Origin of the sequence: Enterobacter cloacae complex sp. 2021EL-01169, from assembly GCF_020733125.1 — a bacterium.
In the GTDB taxonomy this organism is placed as follows: Bacteria; Pseudomonadota; Gammaproteobacteria; order Enterobacterales; family Enterobacteriaceae; genus Enterobacter; species Enterobacter roggenkampii.
This window is the reverse complement of record NZ_JAJFTC010000003.1, coordinates 145,079-163,994: the sequence shown is the minus strand read 5'-3', so window position 1 is coordinate 163,994 and position 18,916 is coordinate 145,079. Positions and strand designations below refer to the sequence as shown.

20 protein-coding genes are annotated in these 18,916 nt (G+C 56.4%); 12 read left to right on the top strand and 8 right to left on the bottom strand.

Annotated features, from left to right (window positions below; genetic code table 11):
• The first annotated feature begins 311 nt into the window (after positions 1–311).
• The 11 genes from LLF79_RS11950 to LLF79_RS11900 all read left to right on the top strand — a co-directional run bounded on the left by LLF79_RS11950 (position 312) and on the right by LLF79_RS11900 (position 7,674).
• A complete protein-coding gene (locus tag LLF79_RS11950) occupies positions 312–1,610 on the top strand; it encodes an MFS transporter (protein WP_008503146.1) in 1,299 nt (432 codons plus the stop codon).
• Positions 1,611–1,790: 180 nt separating this feature from the next.
• Positions 1,791–2,567, top strand: a complete 777-nt coding sequence (gene exuR, locus LLF79_RS11945; protein ID WP_008503145.1) for a transcriptional regulator ExuR — start codon at positions 1,791–1,793, stop codon at positions 2,565–2,567.
• A 344-nt stretch (positions 2,568–2,911) separates the two neighbouring features.
• A complete protein-coding gene (gene yqjA, locus LLF79_RS11940; RefSeq protein WP_008503144.1) occupies positions 2,912–3,574 on the top strand; it encodes a DedA family general envelope maintenance protein YqjA in 663 nt (220 codons plus the stop codon).
• A gap of 2 nt (positions 3,575–3,576) precedes the next feature.
• On the top strand, positions 3,577–3,960 hold the full coding sequence (gene mzrA, locus LLF79_RS11935) for an EnvZ/OmpR regulon moderator MzrA (protein ID WP_023294631.1): 384 nt from the start codon (positions 3,577–3,579) through the stop codon (positions 3,958–3,960).
• 143 nt (positions 3,961–4,103) lie between these two features.
• Complete coding sequence (locus LLF79_RS11930; protein ID WP_008503142.1) at positions 4,104–4,472, top strand: DUF1090 domain-containing protein; 369 nt, start codon at positions 4,104–4,106, stop codon at positions 4,470–4,472.
• A gap of 29 nt (positions 4,473–4,501) precedes the next feature.
• Positions 4,502–4,807 carry a YqjD family protein gene (locus tag LLF79_RS11925; RefSeq protein ID WP_008503141.1) on the top strand — a complete coding sequence of 102 codons (306 nt, stop codon included), beginning with the start codon at positions 4,502–4,504 and terminating at the stop codon, positions 4,805–4,807.
• Position 4,808: 1 nt separating this feature from the next.
• The gene (locus LLF79_RS11920; RefSeq protein ID WP_014885329.1) at positions 4,809–5,207 is read left to right on the top strand and encodes a phage holin family protein; all 399 of its coding nucleotides are present in this window, start codon (positions 4,809–4,811) and stop codon (positions 5,205–5,207) included.
• Positions 5,204–5,500, top strand: coding sequence for a YqjK-like family protein (locus LLF79_RS11915; protein ID WP_045415271.1), 297 nt, complete (start codon positions 5,204–5,206; stop codon positions 5,498–5,500). Before LLF79_RS11920 ends, LLF79_RS11915 begins: the two co-directional genes overlap by 4 nt.
• Before the next feature lie 251 nt (positions 5,501–5,751).
• Positions 5,752–6,144, top strand: coding sequence for a DoxX family protein (locus LLF79_RS11910; RefSeq protein WP_023309292.1), 393 nt, complete (start codon positions 5,752–5,754; stop codon positions 6,142–6,144).
• Between the two features lie 71 nt (positions 6,145–6,215).
• A complete protein-coding gene (locus LLF79_RS11905; protein WP_023326148.1) occupies positions 6,216–7,202 on the top strand; it encodes a glutathione S-transferase family protein in 987 nt (328 codons plus the stop codon).
• Between the two features lie 106 nt (positions 7,203–7,308).
• Positions 7,309–7,674 (top strand): DUF805 domain-containing protein, encoded by a 366-nt coding sequence (locus tag LLF79_RS11900; RefSeq protein WP_008503136.1) that lies wholly within the window; start codon positions 7,309–7,311, stop codon positions 7,672–7,674.
• Between the two features lie 41 nt (positions 7,675–7,715).
• On the opposite strand, the gene LLF79_RS11895 is transcribed toward LLF79_RS11900, so the two are convergent.
• Positions 7,716–8,618: a LysR family transcriptional regulator gene (locus tag LLF79_RS11895; protein ID WP_227879561.1), complete on the bottom strand. Its 903-nt coding sequence runs from the start codon at positions 8,616–8,618 to the stop codon at positions 7,716–7,718.
• 104 nt (positions 8,619–8,722) lie between these two features.
• On the opposite strand from LLF79_RS11895, the gene LLF79_RS11890 reads away from it, so the two are divergent.
• A complete protein-coding gene (locus tag LLF79_RS11890) occupies positions 8,723–9,424 on the top strand; it encodes a pirin family protein (protein WP_039265423.1) in 702 nt (233 codons plus the stop codon).
• Between the two features lie 61 nt (positions 9,425–9,485).
• On the opposite strand, the gene LLF79_RS11885 is transcribed toward LLF79_RS11890, so the two are convergent.
• The 7 genes from LLF79_RS11885 to tdcB form a co-directional block, all read right to left on the bottom strand.
• On the bottom strand, positions 9,486–10,787 hold the full coding sequence (locus LLF79_RS11885) for a serine dehydratase subunit alpha family protein (protein WP_227879560.1): 1,302 nt from the start codon (positions 10,785–10,787) through the stop codon (positions 9,486–9,488).
• A gap of 20 nt (positions 10,788–10,807) precedes the next feature.
• Positions 10,808–12,139, bottom strand: coding sequence for an amino acid permease (locus tag LLF79_RS11880; RefSeq protein ID WP_227879559.1), 1,332 nt, complete (start codon positions 12,137–12,139; stop codon positions 10,808–10,810).
• 261 nt (positions 12,140–12,400) lie between these two features.
• On the bottom strand, positions 12,401–12,811 hold the full coding sequence (locus LLF79_RS11875; RefSeq protein WP_008503131.1) for a Spy/CpxP family protein refolding chaperone: 411 nt from the start codon (positions 12,809–12,811) through the stop codon (positions 12,401–12,403).
• Positions 12,812–12,963: 152 nt separating this feature from the next.
• A complete protein-coding gene (gene pflB, locus LLF79_RS11870) occupies positions 12,964–15,258 on the bottom strand; it encodes a formate C-acetyltransferase (protein WP_069598815.1) in 2,295 nt (764 codons plus the stop codon).
• Positions 15,259–15,273: 15 nt separating this feature from the next.
• Positions 15,274–16,482 (bottom strand): propionate kinase, encoded by a 1,209-nt coding sequence (gene tdcD / locus LLF79_RS11865; protein WP_227879599.1) that lies wholly within the window; start codon positions 16,480–16,482, stop codon positions 15,274–15,276.
• Between the two features lie 30 nt (positions 16,483–16,512).
• Positions 16,513–17,844, bottom strand: coding sequence for a threonine/serine transporter TdcC (tdcC, locus tag LLF79_RS11860; protein WP_008501506.1), 1,332 nt, complete (start codon positions 17,842–17,844; stop codon positions 16,513–16,515).
• 9 nt (positions 17,845–17,853) lie between these two features.
• Positions 17,854–18,843, bottom strand: coding sequence for a bifunctional threonine ammonia-lyase/L-serine ammonia-lyase TdcB (tdcB, locus tag LLF79_RS11855; RefSeq protein ID WP_023326154.1), 990 nt, complete (start codon positions 18,841–18,843; stop codon positions 17,854–17,856).
• Positions 18,844–18,916 lie beyond the last annotated feature (73 nt).

Sequence of the window (18,916 nt, the reverse complement as noted above, 5' to 3'; positions counted from 1 at the left end):
TACTGGCTTGAAGCGACACGAATAATGTCCCCACAAAGAATCATACATTTGTGATGTCACTCACCTTTTAAAGCTGTATGACAAGTTATCTTTTCGCCGTCGCAAACTATAAGCCGACGGAATGCATTCCTGGTGTCAGTTACACCAGATTTAACGGTACGGAAACCGACTTATGCAGATGACTTTTGGCAAGGTTCGGGCCGTTCCGGGACATTTCCCGGTTACGCCCCTCCCGTTACTGAACGGCTCCCGGCAACGGTCGAGCGGTTACCGTGTCCCGGCACGGCAATACTATAACGATGAGGTTTTACATGCGTAAAATTAAAGGGTTACGTTGGTACATGATCGCACTGGTGACGTTAGGCACCGTGCTGGGCTACCTGACGCGTAACACCGTCGCAGCCGCAGCGCCGACGTTAATGGAAGAGCTGCATATCTCCACGCAGCAATACTCCTACATCATTGCTGCCTATTCCGCGGCGTACACCATCATGCAGCCTGTTGCAGGCTACGTGCTGGATATCCTCGGTACCAAAATCGGCTATGCCTTCTTCGCCATCGCCTGGGCGGTGTTCTGCGGAGCCACCGCGCTGGCGGGCAGCTGGGGCGGCCTGGCGCTGGCGCGCGGTGCGGTCGGTGCGGCAGAAGCCGCGATGATCCCGGCGGGACTGAAGGCCAGTTCCGAGTGGTTCCCGGCAAAAGAGCGCTCTATTGCTGTCGGCTACTTCAACGTGGGTTCGTCCATCGGGGCGATGATTGCGCCGCCGCTGGTGGTGTGGGCTATCGTGATGCACAGCTGGCAGATGGCTTTCATCATTTCCGGCGTGCTGAGCTTCGCCTGGGCAATCGCGTGGCTGGTTTTCTATAAGCACCCGCGCGATCAGAAAAAACTCTCCGAAGAAGAACGCGAGTACATCATTGGTGGTCAGGAAGCGCAGCATCAGACCAATAACGGCAAAAAAATGACCGTCTGGCAGATCCTGGGCACCCGTCAGTTCTGGGGTATCGCCCTGCCGCGTTTCCTGGCGGAACCGGCCTGGGGGACCTTCAACGCGTGGATCCCACTGTTCATGTTTAAAGTCTACGGCTTTAACCTGAAAGAGATCGCGATGTTCGCCTGGATGCCGATGCTGTTCGCTGACCTGGGCTGTATCGTCGGTGGCTACCTGCCACCGCTGTTCCAGCGCTGGTTTGGCGTGAACCTGATCGTTTCCCGTAAGATGGTGGTCACCATGGGCGCACTGCTGATGATTGGCCCGGGCATGATCGGCCTGTTCACCAGCCCGTACGTGGCCATCGCCCTGCTGTGCATCGGTGGTTTTGCGCACCAGTCCCTGTCCGGCGCGCTGATTACGCTCTCGTCTGACGTCTTCGGTCGCAACGAAGTGGCCACCGCCAACGGCCTGACCGGGATGGCCGCCTGGACCGCGAGTACGATGTTCGCGCTGGTCGTCGGCGCGCTGGCGGATACCATCGGCTTCAGCCCGCTGTTTGCAGTACTGGCGGTCTTCGACCTGCTGGGCGCGGTGGTGATCTGGACGGTGCTGAAAAGCAAATCGGCAGAGGAGCTGGCAAAAGAGTCACTCGGAAAACCGGCCACGCAGAGTTAGCATTGCTGTGCCGGGTGGCGCTACGCTTACCCGGCCTACAAAACCCGTAGGCCCGTGCAAGCGAAGCGCCGCCGGGCATTTAAAGGCCGCTCAGTAGCGGCTTTTTTAATGGCAAAATCTGGAGAGTGGCACGCAAAAGTGGTATAACAAATCATCTGCCGTACCCTGTCTGGAGCGCATATGGAAATCACCGAACCACGTCGTTTATATCAACAACTTGCTGCGGAGCTGAAAGATCGCATCGAGCAAGGTGTCTATCTTGTCGGTGATAAACTGCCCGCCGAGCGCTTTATCGCGGATGAAAAAAGCGTCAGCCGCACCGTGGTGCGTGAAGCGATCATCATGCTGGAAGTCGAAGGCTACGTTGAGGTACGCAAAGGCTCCGGCATTCACGTCATTTCCAATCTGCCGAAACACTCTCCCGTCGCGGACGAAAGTCTGGAATTCGCCAGCTATGGCCCGTTTGAGCTGCTCCAGGCTCGCCAGCTGATTGAAAGCAACATTGCCGAATTTGCGGCGACGCAGGTGACCAAGCAGGACATCATGAAGCTGATGGAAATCCAGGAGAATGCCCGCAAGGAAAAATGTTTCCGCGATTCAGAGTGGGATCTGCAGTTCCACGTCCAGGTCGCCCTGGCAACCCAGAATACGGCGCTGGCGGCAATCGTTGAGAAAATGTGGACTCAGCGCGTTCACAACCCGTACTGGAAAAAACTGCACGACCATATCGATTCCCGTACCGTCGACAACTGGTGTGACGATCACGATCAAATCCTTAAAGCGCTGATTCGTAAAGATCCGCACGCCGCTAAGCTGGCGATGTGGCAGCACCTGGAAAACACTAAGCAGATGCTGTTCAATGAAACCAGCGACGACTTCGAATTTAACGCTGACCGCTATCTTTTCGCCGACAATCCCGTTGTTCATCTCGATACGGTCCCCAGTGCCGCAAAATAGATGACCTTCCCGCTGGCAGGCGCTTCGCTGCGCCTTCCGGCGAACGTGGGTAAGCAAAACATATATAGTGTCAGCCTTTGTAAATCCCCTCGCTCACTTTCTGGGCTTACGCCAAAATCAACTCACGCCTGCAAATTCTGTGACGCAGAACGTTGGGCTTTGTTACAATTGGATTCACTTCGTTATTTTGTAAGTTAGTGCTTGCTAACCAGCCAATTAACAGGGAACAGTGTTGGCCACACCGCAATGTGTCCGCGAGCGACCATAATGAAATCACAACCATGTCGCCGTGCTGTTTGTCCCGGATAACAGGCATGACGTTAACCGATTTCCAGGAACACTGAATGGAACTTTTGACCCAACTACTGCATGCCCTCTGGGCGCAGGATTTTGAAACGCTGGCCAACCCTTCCATGATTGGCATGCTCTATTTCGTCTTGTTTATGATCCTGTTCCTTGAGAACGGCTTGCTGCCTGCTGCTTTCCTGCCCGGTGACAGTTTACTGGTGCTTGTCGGCGTGCTGTGCGCTAAAGGGGCGATGGCATTCCCGCAAACTATTTTGTTACTGACTGTCGCTGCGAGTCTCGGCTGCTGGGTCAGCTACATCCAGGGAAGATGGCTGGGCAATACCCGGATCGTCCAGAACTGGCTCTCGCACCTGCCTGCACATTATCACCAGCGGGCGCACCACCTTTTCCATAAGCACGGGCTTTCTGCGCTGCTGATTGGCCGCTTTATCGCCTTTGTACGCACTCTGTTGCCGACCATTGCCGGTCTGTCGGGGCTGAGCAGCGCGCGCTTCCAGTTCTTTAACTGGATGAGCGGCCTGCTGTGGGTACTGATTCTGACGACGCTCGGCTATGCGTTGGGGAAAACGCCAGTCTTTATGAAATATGAAGACCAGCTGATGTCCTGCCTGATGCTGCTGCCTGTGGTGCTGCTGGTCTTCGGTCTGATCGGCTCGCTGGTCGTCCTGTGGAAAAAGAAATACGGAGCCAGAGGCTAACGATGGCTATCTCACCGCTCGCCCTGCGCCGTTTTGCCTGCGCCGTGATAACACTGGTGGTGCTCAGCGCCATGCTGCTGGCATGGAGCGCGCTTTCGCACCAGGAATCCACGCTGGCCATTCGCCCGGTGAACCAGGGTGCCAGCGTGCCTGACGGTTTTTCTGTCTGGCACCATCTGGACGCGAACGGGATCCGCTTTAAAAGCATCACCCCGCAGGACGATGTTTTACTGATCAAGTTTGATTCCCGTGCGCAAAGTGCCGCCGCAAAAGTGGTTCTCGACCGTACGCTGCCGCACGGGTATATCATCGCTCAGCAGGAAGATGACAGCCAGCCTGCTGCCTGGCTGTCGCTGATTCGCGATACGTCGCATCGGTTTGGATAATTACCAGGATTCCGAATCTTTTCACTCACTTTGGTGAATCCCCCGTTTACTTACTATGCTTAAGTACGCGGAGCACCCCTCGAATGTACTCCGCATAACTTTGGATAGCGGCTTACGCCGCAACACAATGGAAGGTTTCGATAATGAAATTCCGCATGACTCTGGCTCTGGCCCTTTTTTCTTTAAGCACAGCATCCTTCGCAAATTCTCTCTGTCAGGAGAAAGAACAGGATATTCAGCGTGAGATCGGTTATGCCGAAAAGCATAACAATCAGCACCGTGTTGATGGTCTTAAAAAAGCGCTGAGCGAAGTGAAAGCGAACTGTTCAGACAGCAAGCTGCGTGCCGACCACCAGAAGAAAATCGCTGAACAGAAGGACGAGATAGCCGAGCGCCGTCGCGACCTGCAGGAAGCGAAAGAGAAAGGGGATGCGGAAAAAATTGCTAAGCGCGAGAAGAAGTTGAAAGAAGCGCAGGACGACCTGAAAGCGCTGGAAGCTCGCGATTATTGAGTTAACGGAAATCTCAACAGGAGAGAATCATGTCAAAAGATACGACGTCTGAACATCTGCGCGCTGAACTGAAATCCCTGGCCGATACCCTGGAAGAGGTGCTGAACTCCTCTGCTGACAAGTCAAAAGAAGAGGTCAGCAAGCTGCGCAGCAAGGCGGAGCAGGCGCTGAAAGAGAGCCGCTATCGCCTGGGTGAAACCGGCGATGCGCTGGCAAAACAGACCCGCGAAGCGGCCGCGCGTGCGGACGAATACGTGCGTGATAATCCATGGACGGGTGTCGGGATTGGTGCCGCAGTCGGTGTGGTACTGGGTGTCCTGCTGACGCGTCGTTGATATGGAAGATCCTCGTCACGCACAAGGGCCTGCTAACAACGTCCTCGGCATCGGCCAGCGTATTTTGACGACGCTGGTCGGGATTGCCGAAACGCGCGTCCGGCTGGCAGTGGTCGAACTGGAGGAGGAGAAAGCGAACCTCTTCCAGATGCTGCTGATGCTTGGACTGACCATGCTCTTCGCCGCGTTTGGTCTGATGAGCCTGATGGTGTTAATCATCTGGGCCATTGACCCGCAGTATCGTCTTAACGCCATGATTGCCACGACCGTCGTTCTGCTGGTCGCGGCGCTGATTGGCGGCATATGGACGCTGCGTAAAGCGCGTAAGTCCACGTTCCTGCGCCATACGCGTCAGGAGCTGGCTAACGATCGCGCCCTGCTGGAGGATGACAAGCCGTGAGCGGTAAAGCCGAACGTCAAAAGCGAAAAGCGTACCTGCTAAGCCAGATCCAGCAGCAACGGCTGGATCTGTCGGCCAGCCGTCGCGACTGGATTGACGCGACGCGACGGTTTGACCGGGGCTGGAACACCTTCCTGAGCCTGCGTTCATGGGCGCTGGTCGGCAGCAGCGTGATGGCTATCTGGACGGTTCGTCATCCAAATATGCTCATCCGCTGGGCGCGCCGTGGTTTTGGTGCCTGGAGCGCCTGGCGTCTGGTGAAAGCCACGATCCGTCAGCAGCAATTTCGCTAGCCTTCTCGCCGGGTGGCGGCTACGCCTTACCCGGCCTGCTTGCACGCGTAGGCCGGGTAAGCGCAGCGCCACCCGGCAAAATCCTCCCCCTCCCTTACTCAATATCTTTGAAGAAGATTGACAGTTTTCCTTGCTAACAATCGCCCACCGTCACGTTTATGATGCTCTCCATCGACAGCAACGACGCGGTATCTACCCGGAATTGCAGACAAATAACGTTCAGCCGCTGATGTGGTTTCCTGGAGAGTAAAATGAAAAAATTAGAAGATGTTGGTGTTCTGGTCGCGCGTATTCTGATGCCAATTCTGTTCATCGTGGCAGGTTGGGGAAAAATCACCGGTTATGCGGGTACCCAGCAGTATATGGAAGCCATGGGCGTTCCGGGGTTCCTGTTGCCACTGACCATTCTTCTTGAGTTCGGCGGCGGCCTGGCAGTGCTGTTCGGCTTCCTGACCCGCACCACCGCGCTGTTTACCGCAGGCTTCACCGTGCTGACAGCGTTCATCTTCCACAGCAACTTTGCGGAAGGCGTGAACTCACTGATGTTCATGAAAAACCTAACCATCGCGGGTGGCTTCCTGCTGCTGGCTGTCACTGGCCCGGGCGCATACAGCATCGACCGCGTTCTGAATAAGAAATGGTAAGCACGCTATACTGAATAAACACAAAGCGAGGAGACATCTCCTCGCTTTTGCTATCTGACGGAGGAGAAAAAATGGGACAACTCGTAGACGGCGTCTGGCAGGATGTCTGGTATGACACCAAATCCACCGGAGGTCGCTTTAAGCGCTCTGTTTCGGCCTTCCGTAACTGGCTGACCGCCGACGGCGCACCAGGCCCGAGCGGCGAAGGCGGCTTCGCGGCTGAGAAAGATCGTTATCATCTTTATGTTTCCCTCGCCTGCCCGTGGGCCCACCGCACGCTGATCGTGCGCAAGCTTAAAGGTCTCGAATCCTTCATTCCGGTTTCCGTGGTCAACCCGCTGATGCTGGAAAATGGCTGGACCTTTGACAGTGATTTCCCTGCGGCAACCGGCGACGATCTTTATCACCACGATTTCCTGTACCAGCTCTATCTGCGCGCCGATCCGCACTACACCGGGCGCGTGACCGTGCCGGTACTGTGGGACAAGAAAAACCAGACGATTGTCAGCAATGAGTCTGCGGAAATCATCCGCATGTTCAATACCGCGTTTGACGCGCACGGCGCCCGTGCCGGAGATTACTATCCGGTGGAGCTGCGCGAGAAAATTGATGAGCTGAACGGCTGGATTTACGACAACGTCAATAACGGTGTCTATAAGGCCGGTTTCGCCACCAGCCAGGAAGCGTATGACGAAGCGGTTGGAAAGGTGTTTGAATCGCTGGAACGCCTGGAACAGATCCTGGGCCAGCATCGCTACCTGACGGGCGATCGCCTGACGGAAGCGGACATTCGCCTGTGGACCACGCTGGTTCGCTTTGATCCGGTCTATGTCACCCACTTTAAGTGCGACAAGCACCGCATCAGCGACTACCTGAACCTGCATGGTTTCCTGCGCGACATCTACCAGATGCCGGGCATCGCGGAGACGGTCGACTTCGACCATATTCGCACCCACTATTTCCGCAGCCACAAGACCATCAACCCGACGGGTATTATCTCCATTGGGCCGTGGCAGGATCTGGATGAACCGCACGGGCGCGACGTCCGTTTTGGATAAATATTAAGGGCATCACCAGATGCCCTTTTTTAATTCACAATCTCCATCTATTCTTACCTCGATCGCTTAGAAAACAAGTGATTGACTGACTAATGAGGCAAGGAAAATGGACTGGTATTTAAAAGTACTGCGCAACTACATTGGATTTGGTGGCCGCGCCCGCCGCAAAGAGTACTGGATGTTCGTTCTGGTGAACTTCATCCTCATCATGGTGCTGGGTATTGTGGATAAAATTCTTGGCTGGGAGCGGGCTGGCGGTGAAGGCGTGCTGACCACCATTTATGGCCTGTTAGTCCTGCTGCCATCGTGGGCGGTATTGTTCCGTCGGCTGCACGATACCGATCGTTCGGCGTGGTGGCTATTGCTGCTGTTGATCCCGATCGTGGGCTGGATCGTGATTCTTATCTTCAACTGTCAGAGCGGGACGCCGGGCGAAAACCGCTTTGGTCCGGATCCTAAGATCGTCGCGTAAATTACTGCCCGGTGGCGCTTACGCTTACCGGGCCTACTCGTTTATTTATTGTGGTGGGCGAAGAGTTTGGGTATTTCGCGCAGGCACCATGATTTGGCTTCGCCCATGCTGTCGCGACGCCACGCCATAATGATATCCACTTCGCTGGTGTACTCCGGGCTCACGACCCGCAGCCGCCCTTCCGCAATATCTTTCTCCACAAACGGGTACGGCATCGTCGCCACGCCCAGACCGGCCAGCAGCGCCTGCCGTTTGTCTTCCAGTGAGGTCACCGTCAGACGTGGCTGTTTATCCAGCAGCTGCACCGTCAGCACCGGACGCTCGCGCGCGGTATCCGCGACCGCCACGCCGCGATATTTCACGCGCGTCACTTCAGAGAGCGGCTCCGGCTCCTGGTGAATCGGATGGTTGGGGGCGGCAACGTAGACGTTCATGACGCTGTAGAGCCTGCGCGAGTTGATTTCCGATGAGGAACGGAAGTGCATGTCCGGCGCAATAACGATATCTGCCCTGCCCGTCTCCAGGCGCTCCCACGCCCCTGCCAGCACCTCGGTGATGATCGACAGCTGCGTATTGGCCTTCGCCGCCAGGCGGTCCACCAGCGGAAACAGCGCTTCGGTCGGCACCAGCGCTTCGGTCACGAGCGTCAGATGGGTTTCCCAGCCGCGCGCCAGCGCTTCGGCGTCGGTCGTCAGCTTATCCGCCGCTTCCAGCAGCACGCGGCCGCGCTCCAGCAGCATTCGGCCCACGTTGGTGAATTTTGTTCGATGACCGGAGCGGTCAAACAGCACCACGTCTAGCTCTTCCTCCAGCTTCTGCATGGTGTAGCTCAGCGCAGACGGAACGCGCCCCAGTTCATCGGCCGCCGCCGCAAAACTGCCGCGCCGGTCAATCGCGTCCATGACGCGAAGCGCCTCAAGCGTCAATGCTCTCTCTTTAGCCATCTCGTTCTCATTCAGGAAATTTGAACATACCAGGCAGAATATCTGGCTAACAATGAAGCGTCCATACCTTTACCATTGTTTTAGTGTAAAGAGAGGTCAAGTTTATGATTACGACAAGAACAGCTAAACAGTGCGGACAAGCCGATTTCGGTTGGCTGCAGGCCCGCTACACCTTTTCCTTTGGACACTACTTTGACCCTAAACTCCTCGGTTACGCTTCACTGCGCGTGTTGAACCAGGAAGTGCTCGCCCCGGGCGCCTCCTTCCAGCCGCGTACGTACCCGAAAGTCGATATCCTGAACCTGATCCTGGAAGGCGAGGCAGAATACCGCGATAGCGAGGGCAATCATGTCCAGGCAAAGGCTGGCGAAGCGCTGTTAATTTCCACGCAGCCGGGCATCAGCTATAGCGAGCATAACCTCAGCAAAGACAAAACGCTGACCCGCATGCAGCTGTGGCTCGACGCCTGCCCTGAGCGGGAAAATCCGCTGGTACAGAAGTTAGATTTAACGGGCGATAAGCAGCAGCTGATTGCATCCCCTGATGGCAGTAAAGAGAGCCTGCAGCTGCGTCAGCAGGTGTGGCTGCACCATATCGAGCTGAAGAAAGGTGAGCAGGCAAGCTTCCAGCTTCACGGCCCGCGCGCCTATCTGCAGTCGATTCACGGTACGGTGCATGCGGTGACGCACGCGGAACAGAAAGAAGCGCTCACCTGCGGCGACGGTGCGTTTATTCGTGATGAAGCGAATATCACCCTGGTGGCGGATACGCCGCTGCGCGCGCTGCTGATTGATTTGCCGGTTTAAAGAACGCCCTCACCCTAACCCTCTCCCACAGGGAGAGGGAACAGATAGAGCCCTGAACTCGCTACACCTTACTCGCCATGATCTCAATAATCTGCCGGTCCGTTGCCTGCATCGAGCGGCACGCCAGTGCGCACAGGTTCGCGATCGACTGCTCCACATCGTGCGCGACAATCCCCTCGTTGCCCGTCACGCCCGACTCATCCAGCGCCATCATCACCGCTTTCCAGGCGCTGCTGACGCTGGTGGAAACCTTCATGGCGCAGCTGTTTGACGCCCCGTCGCAGATCATCCCGCTGACGTCACCGATCATACTGCCGATCGCCATTGCGATGGTCCGATAACGGCCACCCATCAGCCACGCCATGCCCGCCGCAGCGCCCATCGCCGCCGTTGTCGCCGCACACAGTGCGGACAGGCGCGGAAGCTGATAATGGATATAGATCGCCGACAGATGCGAGAGCATTAGCGCCCGCGCCAGCCGTTCGTCACCGGCCTGAAGGTGCTCAGCCACAACAACGACGGGCATGGTGGCGGTGATCCCCTGGTTACCGGAGCCCGAATTGCTCATCGCCGGCAGCGTTGCGCCCCCCATCCGGGCATCCGAGGCGGCGCTGGTGCGAATAACAATGTCTGAACCCAGATCCTGCGCCAGCCATCCGCGCGAGCGCTGCTTTTCAAGCGTTGCGCCAATGTGCAGCCCCCACTTCCCGCTGAGCCCTTCGCGGGAGAGCGCATCATTCAGTTGCCCTGCTTCCAGGATGAAGCGAATGGCTTCAAACGGCACCTGCTCGACAAATTCCAGGATCTGCGACAGCGTAGCGTGCGACAGTACCGCCAGCGGGTTGTCATCCACCTCGGTCACGGGCTTATCCAGCGTAAAGCGCGTTTCCCCCTGGCAAACCACTTCCATCACCCGGGTATGCCCGCCCGCGATGGTCACCATTGCCGAGAGTTCCCCGGCATAAACGCAGGCGCGGGAATAGAGGATCTCATCGCAGGGCTCCTGCAGTTTTACCTGCACTTGCCCTGCCTCAAGCAGGGCTTTGGCGCGGACCAGTGCATCGGCTGTGGCATCTTTCAACACCTCCAGTCCGGCGTGCGCGTTACCGCCAATTGCGCCCAGCGCCGCCGCAATCGGTAATCCGACCATGCCGGTACCCGGTACCGTCACGCCCAGCCCGTTTTTCATCAGGTTCGGCGAGACCCACGCCTCAATCCGTGTGACCTCCCCCGGCAGAAGGTCTGCGGCAGTCGCACAGGCCAGTGCCAGAGAGACGGGTTCGGTGCACCCAAGGGCAGGCTTCACTTCTTCCTGCACCGCGCGAATAAATTGATTCCATAAAGGATGAGTTTGCTCAGACATCGTTACGACCTTAATTACCCTCAGGAGAATGCGAGGAAAGGAGAAACACAAAGCAGCAGTCCGGTGATGACAATAATCACCAGCGATACGCCTTTATATTTATGCAGCGCCGGTACCTTGTAGACCAGCCATGCCGGGATCAGACAGCCCACCATGCCGAAGATGGGGCTACAGATGGAGGTGAAGCTCAACACCGGCGCGTTCAGGACTATCGCGCTCCAGGCCAGCAGAATGGTGAACAGCATAATCCCGCGCTGGACGGCGTTTTCATTGATTCTTTCTGCCGGCATTTTGCGGCGCAGGATGTTCATGACGATACCCTGCGTGGCCTCGCGGAAGCCGAGGTAGACGCCGAAGAACGCGGTCATCACGGCGAAGATATTGAGGATCACGCTGACGATTTTGACCCAACCCGCGCCGTCGCCGCTGATAAACTGCGCCGCAATCGCCAGGGCAGAGATATTCTGCTCGTAGGCTTTGACCGCCTCATCGTGCCCCATCGCCAGGGTGAAAGAGACGGCATAGAAGAAGACCGTCACAAACAGGACGCCAAAAGCAATGTTCATCGCCCGCAGCGCCTTATGACGCGCCACCTCCACCGATTTTTCACGCGAGCGGTAAGAGATCACCATCGGGCTGAGGGTCTGAATAAAGAGAATGGAGGTTAAGGTAAAGGGCAGCGTAATGATGGCGTTTTTAATCAGCAGCCCCAGCGGCGGCAGCATGCCCACGTTGGCTAAATGCCAGAGGCCGATCATCGACAGGCCCAGCGCGGCAACTACGAATAATTTGGTCAGCACCATCAGGCTGGACACTTTAAACAGCAGCTTTTCGCCGCGTGAAGAAATCGCGACCAGAATGCAAATCAGGAATAAACCGTAGAACGGATTTTCCGAGAGCAAACCGTCGGTCACGCCGAAGGTGTGCAAATACGAGGCGCTGTCGTTGGTAATGGCCGTGGAATAGACAAACATCCAGATCACCAGCATCACGAAATAGAGCGCACCTAATAAAATTCCCCAGTTCTTACCCAAATACCCGCTAATTACGCTCGGGTAGTCTTTGCATTCCGGGGATTCTGCCAGCGTGTTAATAAACAACCGTTGGAATAAATACATGGCGGGATAACCGATAATGGACGAGAGCAAAAAGACCCACAGCCCCATTAATCCGACCTGCACGGGGAGAAAAACTATCCCCGCACCGATAGCCATCCCGATACTCATGATGACCCAGCCCGTGTCGGTGCTGTCGAATTTGATCGCCTCTCGCCACTCGCTTTCACTCATTCCCGCCCGCCTTGCCGCGGGGGAATCATTCACAATGACACTGCTGTTTGTTGCCGTATCCATGGAGCACTCGCTTATTTTGTAGGGTAAACAGTTGTTTTTATAAGGTTCCGATCGCCAGCGATGGCGATTCAGATAGCAGCAGGTGCTTGTTATTGATGTGAGAAAATCTTAACCGGAGCGAGGGAGAAAAAAGTCACAACTTTTATGAGGATTTTCGAATGATAGAGGAAATTTTGCTTTGTTAATGGGTTGATAGACGGTATTTTTCTAAAAGTGACACCGATCAAGAAATAAAAACCCGCGCGGTGCGCGGGCAGGAAATCAGTTAGCCAGCGCGTTAGCCATATCCGTTCTAATCTGTTTGCGCTGTTCCGGCGTCAATACCTGACTGACGTCGAAGTAATATTTCACGCGGTAATAGCGGGTCTGCTCTTCAATTTTGCTGAATGCACTAAGCTGGCTTTTCACCGTGCTTTCGTCCCATTTTCCCGCCTGGAACATGTCGATCAGCGCGCCGTCCTTCACGCCCGTCATCGGGATCTTGCTGACATTTTGTTCCAGCTGCTTATGCAGATCTTCAATCTTTTTCACCTGCTCATTGCTGAGCTTCAGGTGTTGTACCAGAGGATCCTGGGACGGTGACGGGGCAGCCTCAACGTTCGCGGCCTGCGCCGTAAAACTGCACACCACCAGTGAAGCAGCAGCCAACGCAATGCGGGTCATTTTCATCATCTTACAGTCCTTACATGCTGTTATAGGAAAAAGCAGGAGCATTGTTTTTCAAGAGCGGATGAATATGTGTGAGTAATTATATAAACAATTTTGTATGTTTAGCGGGCAAAAAAATGCCCCCTGCAGTGAGGGGGCATGAGAGTAGGTTTTCGTCAAATCGCCTGCGTAAACGTCCTCGAAATCACGTCCTGCTGCTGCTCGCGTGTCAGCGCATTAAAGCGCACCGCATAGCCCGAAACGCGGATCGTCAGGTTCGGGTAATTCTCCGGATGCGCAATGGCATCGAGGAGCATCTCCCGGTTCATCACGTTAACGTTCAGGTGCTGCCCACCCTCAATAGACGCTTCGTGATGGAAGTACCCGTCCAGCAGCCCTACCAGGTTGGTTTTGCGCACCAGCTCGTCTTTGCCCAGCGCCTGCGGCACGATGGAGAAGGTGTAAGAGATCCCGTCTTTGGCATAGGTGAACGGCAGCTTGGCGACCGACGTTAACGAGGCCACCGCCCCTTTTCTGTCACGGCCGTGCATGGGGTTCGCGCCTGGGGCAAACGGCGTGCCGCCGCGTCGTCCGTCCGGCGTGTTCCCGGTCTTCTGCCCGTAAACCACGTTGGAGGTGATGGTCAGGATCGACTGAGTCGGCACCGCGTTGCGGTAGGTTGGCAGCGCCTGAATTTTCTTCATAAAGCGTTCCACCAGGTCGCAGGCGATGCTGTCCACGCGGTCATCGTTGTTGCCGTACTGCGGGTAATCCCCTTCTATCACGAAATCGACCGCCAGACCGGTATGATCGCGCACCGGCTTCACCGTGGCGTATTTAATGGCGGACAGGGAATCCGCCGCTACCGACAACCCGGCAATGCCGCAGGCCATGGTGCGGTAAACGTCCCGGTCGTGAAGCGCCATCAGCGAGGCTTCGTAGCTGTACTTATCATGCATGTAGTGAATGAGATTCAGCGCGCTGATGTACTGCACCGCCAGCCAGTCCATGAAGTGATCGAGGCTCGCCATTACGGTGTCGTAATCCAGTACCTCATCCAGCAGCGGCTCGGTTTTCGGCCCCACCTGGATCTTCAGCTTCTCGTCCACCCCGCCGTTGATCGCGTACAGCAGCGTTTTCGCCAGGTTGGCGCGTGCGCCGAAGAACTGCATCTGCTTGCCGATCACCATCGGGCTGACGCAGCAGGCAATGGCGTAGTCGTCGCTGTTGAAGTCGGCGCGCATCAGATCGTCGTTCTCGTATTGCAGCGAGGAGGTAACGATCGACACCTGCGCGGCGTATTTCTTGAACGCGATCGGCAGCTGTTCAGACCAGAGGATCGTCAGGTTCGGCTCCGGCGCGGGCCCCATGGTGTGCAGGGTGTGCAGATAGCGGAAGCTGTTTTTGGTCACCAGCGTGCGGCCGTCCAGCCCCATGCCGCCGATCACTTCCGTGGCCCAGATCGGATCGCCGGAGAAGAGCGTGTCGAATTCCGGCGTGCGCAGGAAGCGCACCATGCGGATCTTCATGATGAAGTGGTCGATCAGCTCCTGCGCCTGCACCTCGTTCAGCCGCCCCGCCTGCATGTCGCGTTCGATGTAGATATCGAGGAACGAGGCCGTGCGCCCCAGCGACATCGCTCCGCCGTTCTGGGATTTCACCGCCGCCAGGTAGGCGAAATAGAGCCACTGCACTGCTTCCTGGGCGTTCATCGCCGGGCGTGAGATATCAAAGCCATAGTTGGCCGCCATCTGCTGGATCTGCAGCAGCGCGCGCTTATGCTCCGCCAGCTCTTCGCGCAGGCGGATCGTCGCCTCCAGATCTTCGCCACGTTCCAGCCTGCCCTGCAGATCGGCGAACTGAAGCTCACGCTCGCGCACCAGATAGCGGATACCGTAGAGCGCCACGCGGCGGTAATCGCCGATGATGCGCCCGCGCCCGTAGCCGTCCGGCAAACCGGTCAGCACGCCGGATTTGCGGCAGCGCATCATCTCTGGCGAATAGACGTCAAACACGCCCTGGTTGTGGGTTTTGCGCAGGTCGGTAAACAGGTATTCGAACTGCGGATCCATTTCCCGGCCATAGGCTTCAAACGAGCTGCGGATCATGTTGATCCCGCCGTACGGATGCAGGGCGCGCTTGAGCGGCTTGTCGGTTTGCAGGCCGACGATCGTCTCCAGATCCTGGTCGATGTAGCCCGGCCCGTGGGCCGTAATGGTGGTGGCAATGTTGGTGTCAAAATCCACCGGGGCGTGGGTGGCATTCTCCTGACGAATGCCGACCATCACCTTCTGCCACAGCGCCGTCGTTGCTGGCGTCGCCTGCGCGAGGAAAGCTTCATCGCCTTCATAAGGGGTGTAGTTATGCTGAATAAAATCGCGGACGTTGACGGCGTTTTTCCATTCTTCACCGCGAAACCCGGCCCATGCGTCGCTGTAGGGCGCGACGCCCGTTTCGATTGTTACTTTCATCAGATTCTCGCTTTATCAGGCGTAAGCCGCAGCCGGGGTAACCTTCCCAAGACGGAGGGCGTCCAGCGCGATCATTTTTTCTTCGTTGGTAGGGATCACCGCGCAGATCACGCGGGAGGTATCAGTGGAGATGACGCGCTCACCCGCGCTGCCCGGCAGGGCATTTTTGGCGTCGTCGAGGCGGATGCCGAACACTTTCAGATGTTCCGCCACCAGCGCGCGGACAAGCGTTGAGTTTTCGCCGATGCCGCCGGTAAATACGACCCCATCGAGGCGGTGCAGCGACGCCGCGTGCCCGGCGATATGTCGCGCTATACGGTGAACGAAGGTCTGGATAGCCAGCTGCGCCCGCTCATTACCGGCGTGCCAGGCTTTCTCCAGCGCGCGTAAATCGGAGGAGATGCCGGAGATCCCCAGCAACCCGGACTCTTTGTTGACCATGCGCTCCAGATCCTCAAACGACTGGCCGGTCTGCTGGGCAATCCACGCCATCGCGCCAAAATCCACGTCGCCGCAGCGCGTACCCATCATCAGTCCTTCCAGGGGGGTCATCCCCATCGAGGTATCCACGCTTTGGCCGTTACGCACCGCGCAGATGGACGCCCCGTTGCCGAGGTGGGCAACCACCAGGCCGCTGTCATCGGGGGACAGCCCGAGGAGCGCGTGCGCCTGCGCGGCCACGTAGCGGTGAGAGGTGCCGTGGAAACCGTAGCGGCGCACGCCCAGCGCTTCAAAATAGCGGTACGGCAAACCGTACAGGTACGCCTGCGGCGGCAGCGTCTGGTGGAAGCTGGTATCAAATACCGCGACCTGCTGCACGCCCGGAAACAGGCGCTCTGCGGCTTCCACGCCGCTCAGGTTGGCGTAGTTATGCAGCGGCGCCAGCGGGGAGACCTGGCGGATCTGCTCAATCACCTCTTCCGTAATCAGGGTCGACTCGCTGAAGAGGTCACCGCCGTGCGCAATGCGGTGGCCAATTAAGGCCACGCTGCTCATCAGGTCACGCTTCTCCAGCTCCAGGGCGATGGCAGCCAGCGCCCCTTCGTAGTCCTGGTGAGCCAGTCTGGCTGGCTCACCCCCGTTCACGGAAATAAAGGCTTTATCCATGTTGATGCCGTCTGCAATGCCCGTCATCAGGGCGTCGCAGCTGCTGGCATCGAGCACCGAAAACTTAACAGAGGACGAACCGCAGTTAATTACCAGTACAACCGGAAACTCAATCATCATGTGACTCCGCTCTTCCTGAGCAATGGGTTAGAACAGTTTGTAAACGATATTCAGAATGGTCAGCAGGCCCACAACCGTGACGAAGATGTTCTCGGGTTTGCCCTTATATTTCGCCATGGCCGGCGCTTTGCGGATGGCGTACATCGGCAGCAGGCACAGCAGAGAGGCGATGATTGGCGCGCCCATGGCTTCGATAAGGTCGAGAATGTTCGGGTTGGCGTACGCGACAACCCAGGTGGAGCCCATGATGAACACCATGCTGATGGTGTTCAGTTTGCCGACAGAGACCTTCTTCTTATCGCCTTTGTAGCCGAACTTGAGGATCAGGCCATTCAGCCCTTCCAGCGTGCCCAGGTAATGACCGAAGAAAGATTTGAAGATAGCGACCAGGGCAATAATGGAAGCGCCATATTCCAGTACCGTCGCGAACGTCGATTTAGTGCCGGACATGGAGGCAAAGTGGTTCGCCAGGTAAGAGAGCACCGGAATGTTCTGCGCTTTGGCGTCCGCCATGTTCTGCGGAGAGAGCGTAAACAGGCAGCTAAAGGCGAAGAACATCACCACTGCGACCATCAGCATGCTGGCGCGACCGATGATTTTGGAACATTTCTGCTCGGTGAATTCTTTACCGAACTCCGGCTCGTACTCTTCGCGCTTGGAGACCACAAACGAGGAGACGATAGGCGAGAAGTTGAAGGAGAAGACCATGATGGAGATCCCCAGCCACACCGTGACCAGAATGCCGTCATGGCCGGTGAAGGCGATATCGCTCAGGTTGACCTGGTCGATCACCGCGGAGTTCCAGTAAGGGATCAGCGACAGGGAAATCAGCACCAGACTGGCAATAAACGGGAACACCAGGAAGCTCATCACCTTCACCATCAGGTCTTTACCAAACCAGATAACAAAAGCCATCAGCAGCAGCAGGAACAGCGCCACCACGCCGCGGTTTAGCGCAGGCAGCTGGAGCTGGTTTTCCCAGAAGGTCATGAAGGTGTTAGTAATAGTGACGCCGTAAATCCACAGCAGCGGGCAAATGGCAAAGAAGTAGAGGAACGTGATCACCACCCCGCCGGTTTTACCGAAATGCTCTTCCACCGTTTCGGTGATGTTGCCGGAGACGTTGCTGCCGGACAGGCAGAGGCGCGCCAGCGCGCGGTGGCAGTAAAACGCAATCGGGAACGCGAGAACCAGCATCAGCAGGATAGGGATTAAGCCCCCAAAGCCTGCGCGAATGGGGAAGAACAGCACGCCTGCGCCAATGGCGGTACCAAACAGGCCAAGCGTCCAGGTGGTATCAGACTTACGCCAGGAGGACGTTTTTGTCTGGCCAACGATAATGCTTTCTGTGTTGCTCATAGGTCATCTTTATGCGTCAACGAAGCCGGTAATTTGGGAAACACGGGAGAGATCGATATTGCCGCCGGAAATAATGCAGACGGTTTTGCGGCCCTGAATATAGTGGTCAAGCTTGCCGCTTAATAACGCGGCACAGGCCAGCGCGCCGGCGCCTTCCGTCACCACTTTATTTCGCTGAATAAGGGCAATCATGCTGTTGCGAATATCGTCTTCGCTCACCAGCACAATGTCATCGACCAGTTCACGAACGATTTCGAAGGTTAATTTACCCGGACGAGAGACGTCGCAGCCGTCGGCTAACGTGCCGGTAACGCGATGGTTGGTTATTTCTCCTGCCTGCCAGGAGGCTGCCATTCCGTGCACATTTTCAGACTGTACGCCGATAATATTAATGGTCGGATTGATGGATTTAATCGCCGTTGCAATCCCGGCAATTAATCCGCCGCCGCCGATAGGGACAATGACGTTATCCACGTCGTATAAATCTTCGAGAATTTCGAGGCCGATGGTGCCCTGCCCGGCGATCACTTTGGCGTCATCGTAAGGCGGAATAAAAATGCGCCCTTCCATCTCGACGATTTCGCTCACTTTAGCGATGGTGTCGTTGAAGTTCTCACCGTGGAGCACCACTTCCGCCGAGTAGTCGCGGGTCGCGGCCACTTTAGATTTTGGTGCGCCCATCGGCATCACCACTTTACCGTCGATGCCGAGCATGGCGCAGGAGAGCGACACTCCCTGCGCGTGGTTTCCCGCAGAGCAGGCGACCACGCCTTTGCGCTTTTCAGCATCGGTCAGCGAGCTTAATTTATTAAACGCGCCGCGAATTTTGAACGAACCGGTACGCTGCATGTTCTCAAACTTAAGGAATATTTCGCCCTTACACCGTTCGCTGAGATAATTCGAGCGCGGCATACCGGTTTTATATATCTTGCCTGCCAGTCGTTTTCTGGCGTCCTGAATATCTTCAATGGTTACCGGGAGATCGTAGGTAATATGCATAATATCCTCGTTATAATAATTCATTCTTTTCAGGCAAAGTCAGGGTATCAGAGCGTTAATACGTTAAGCTCTG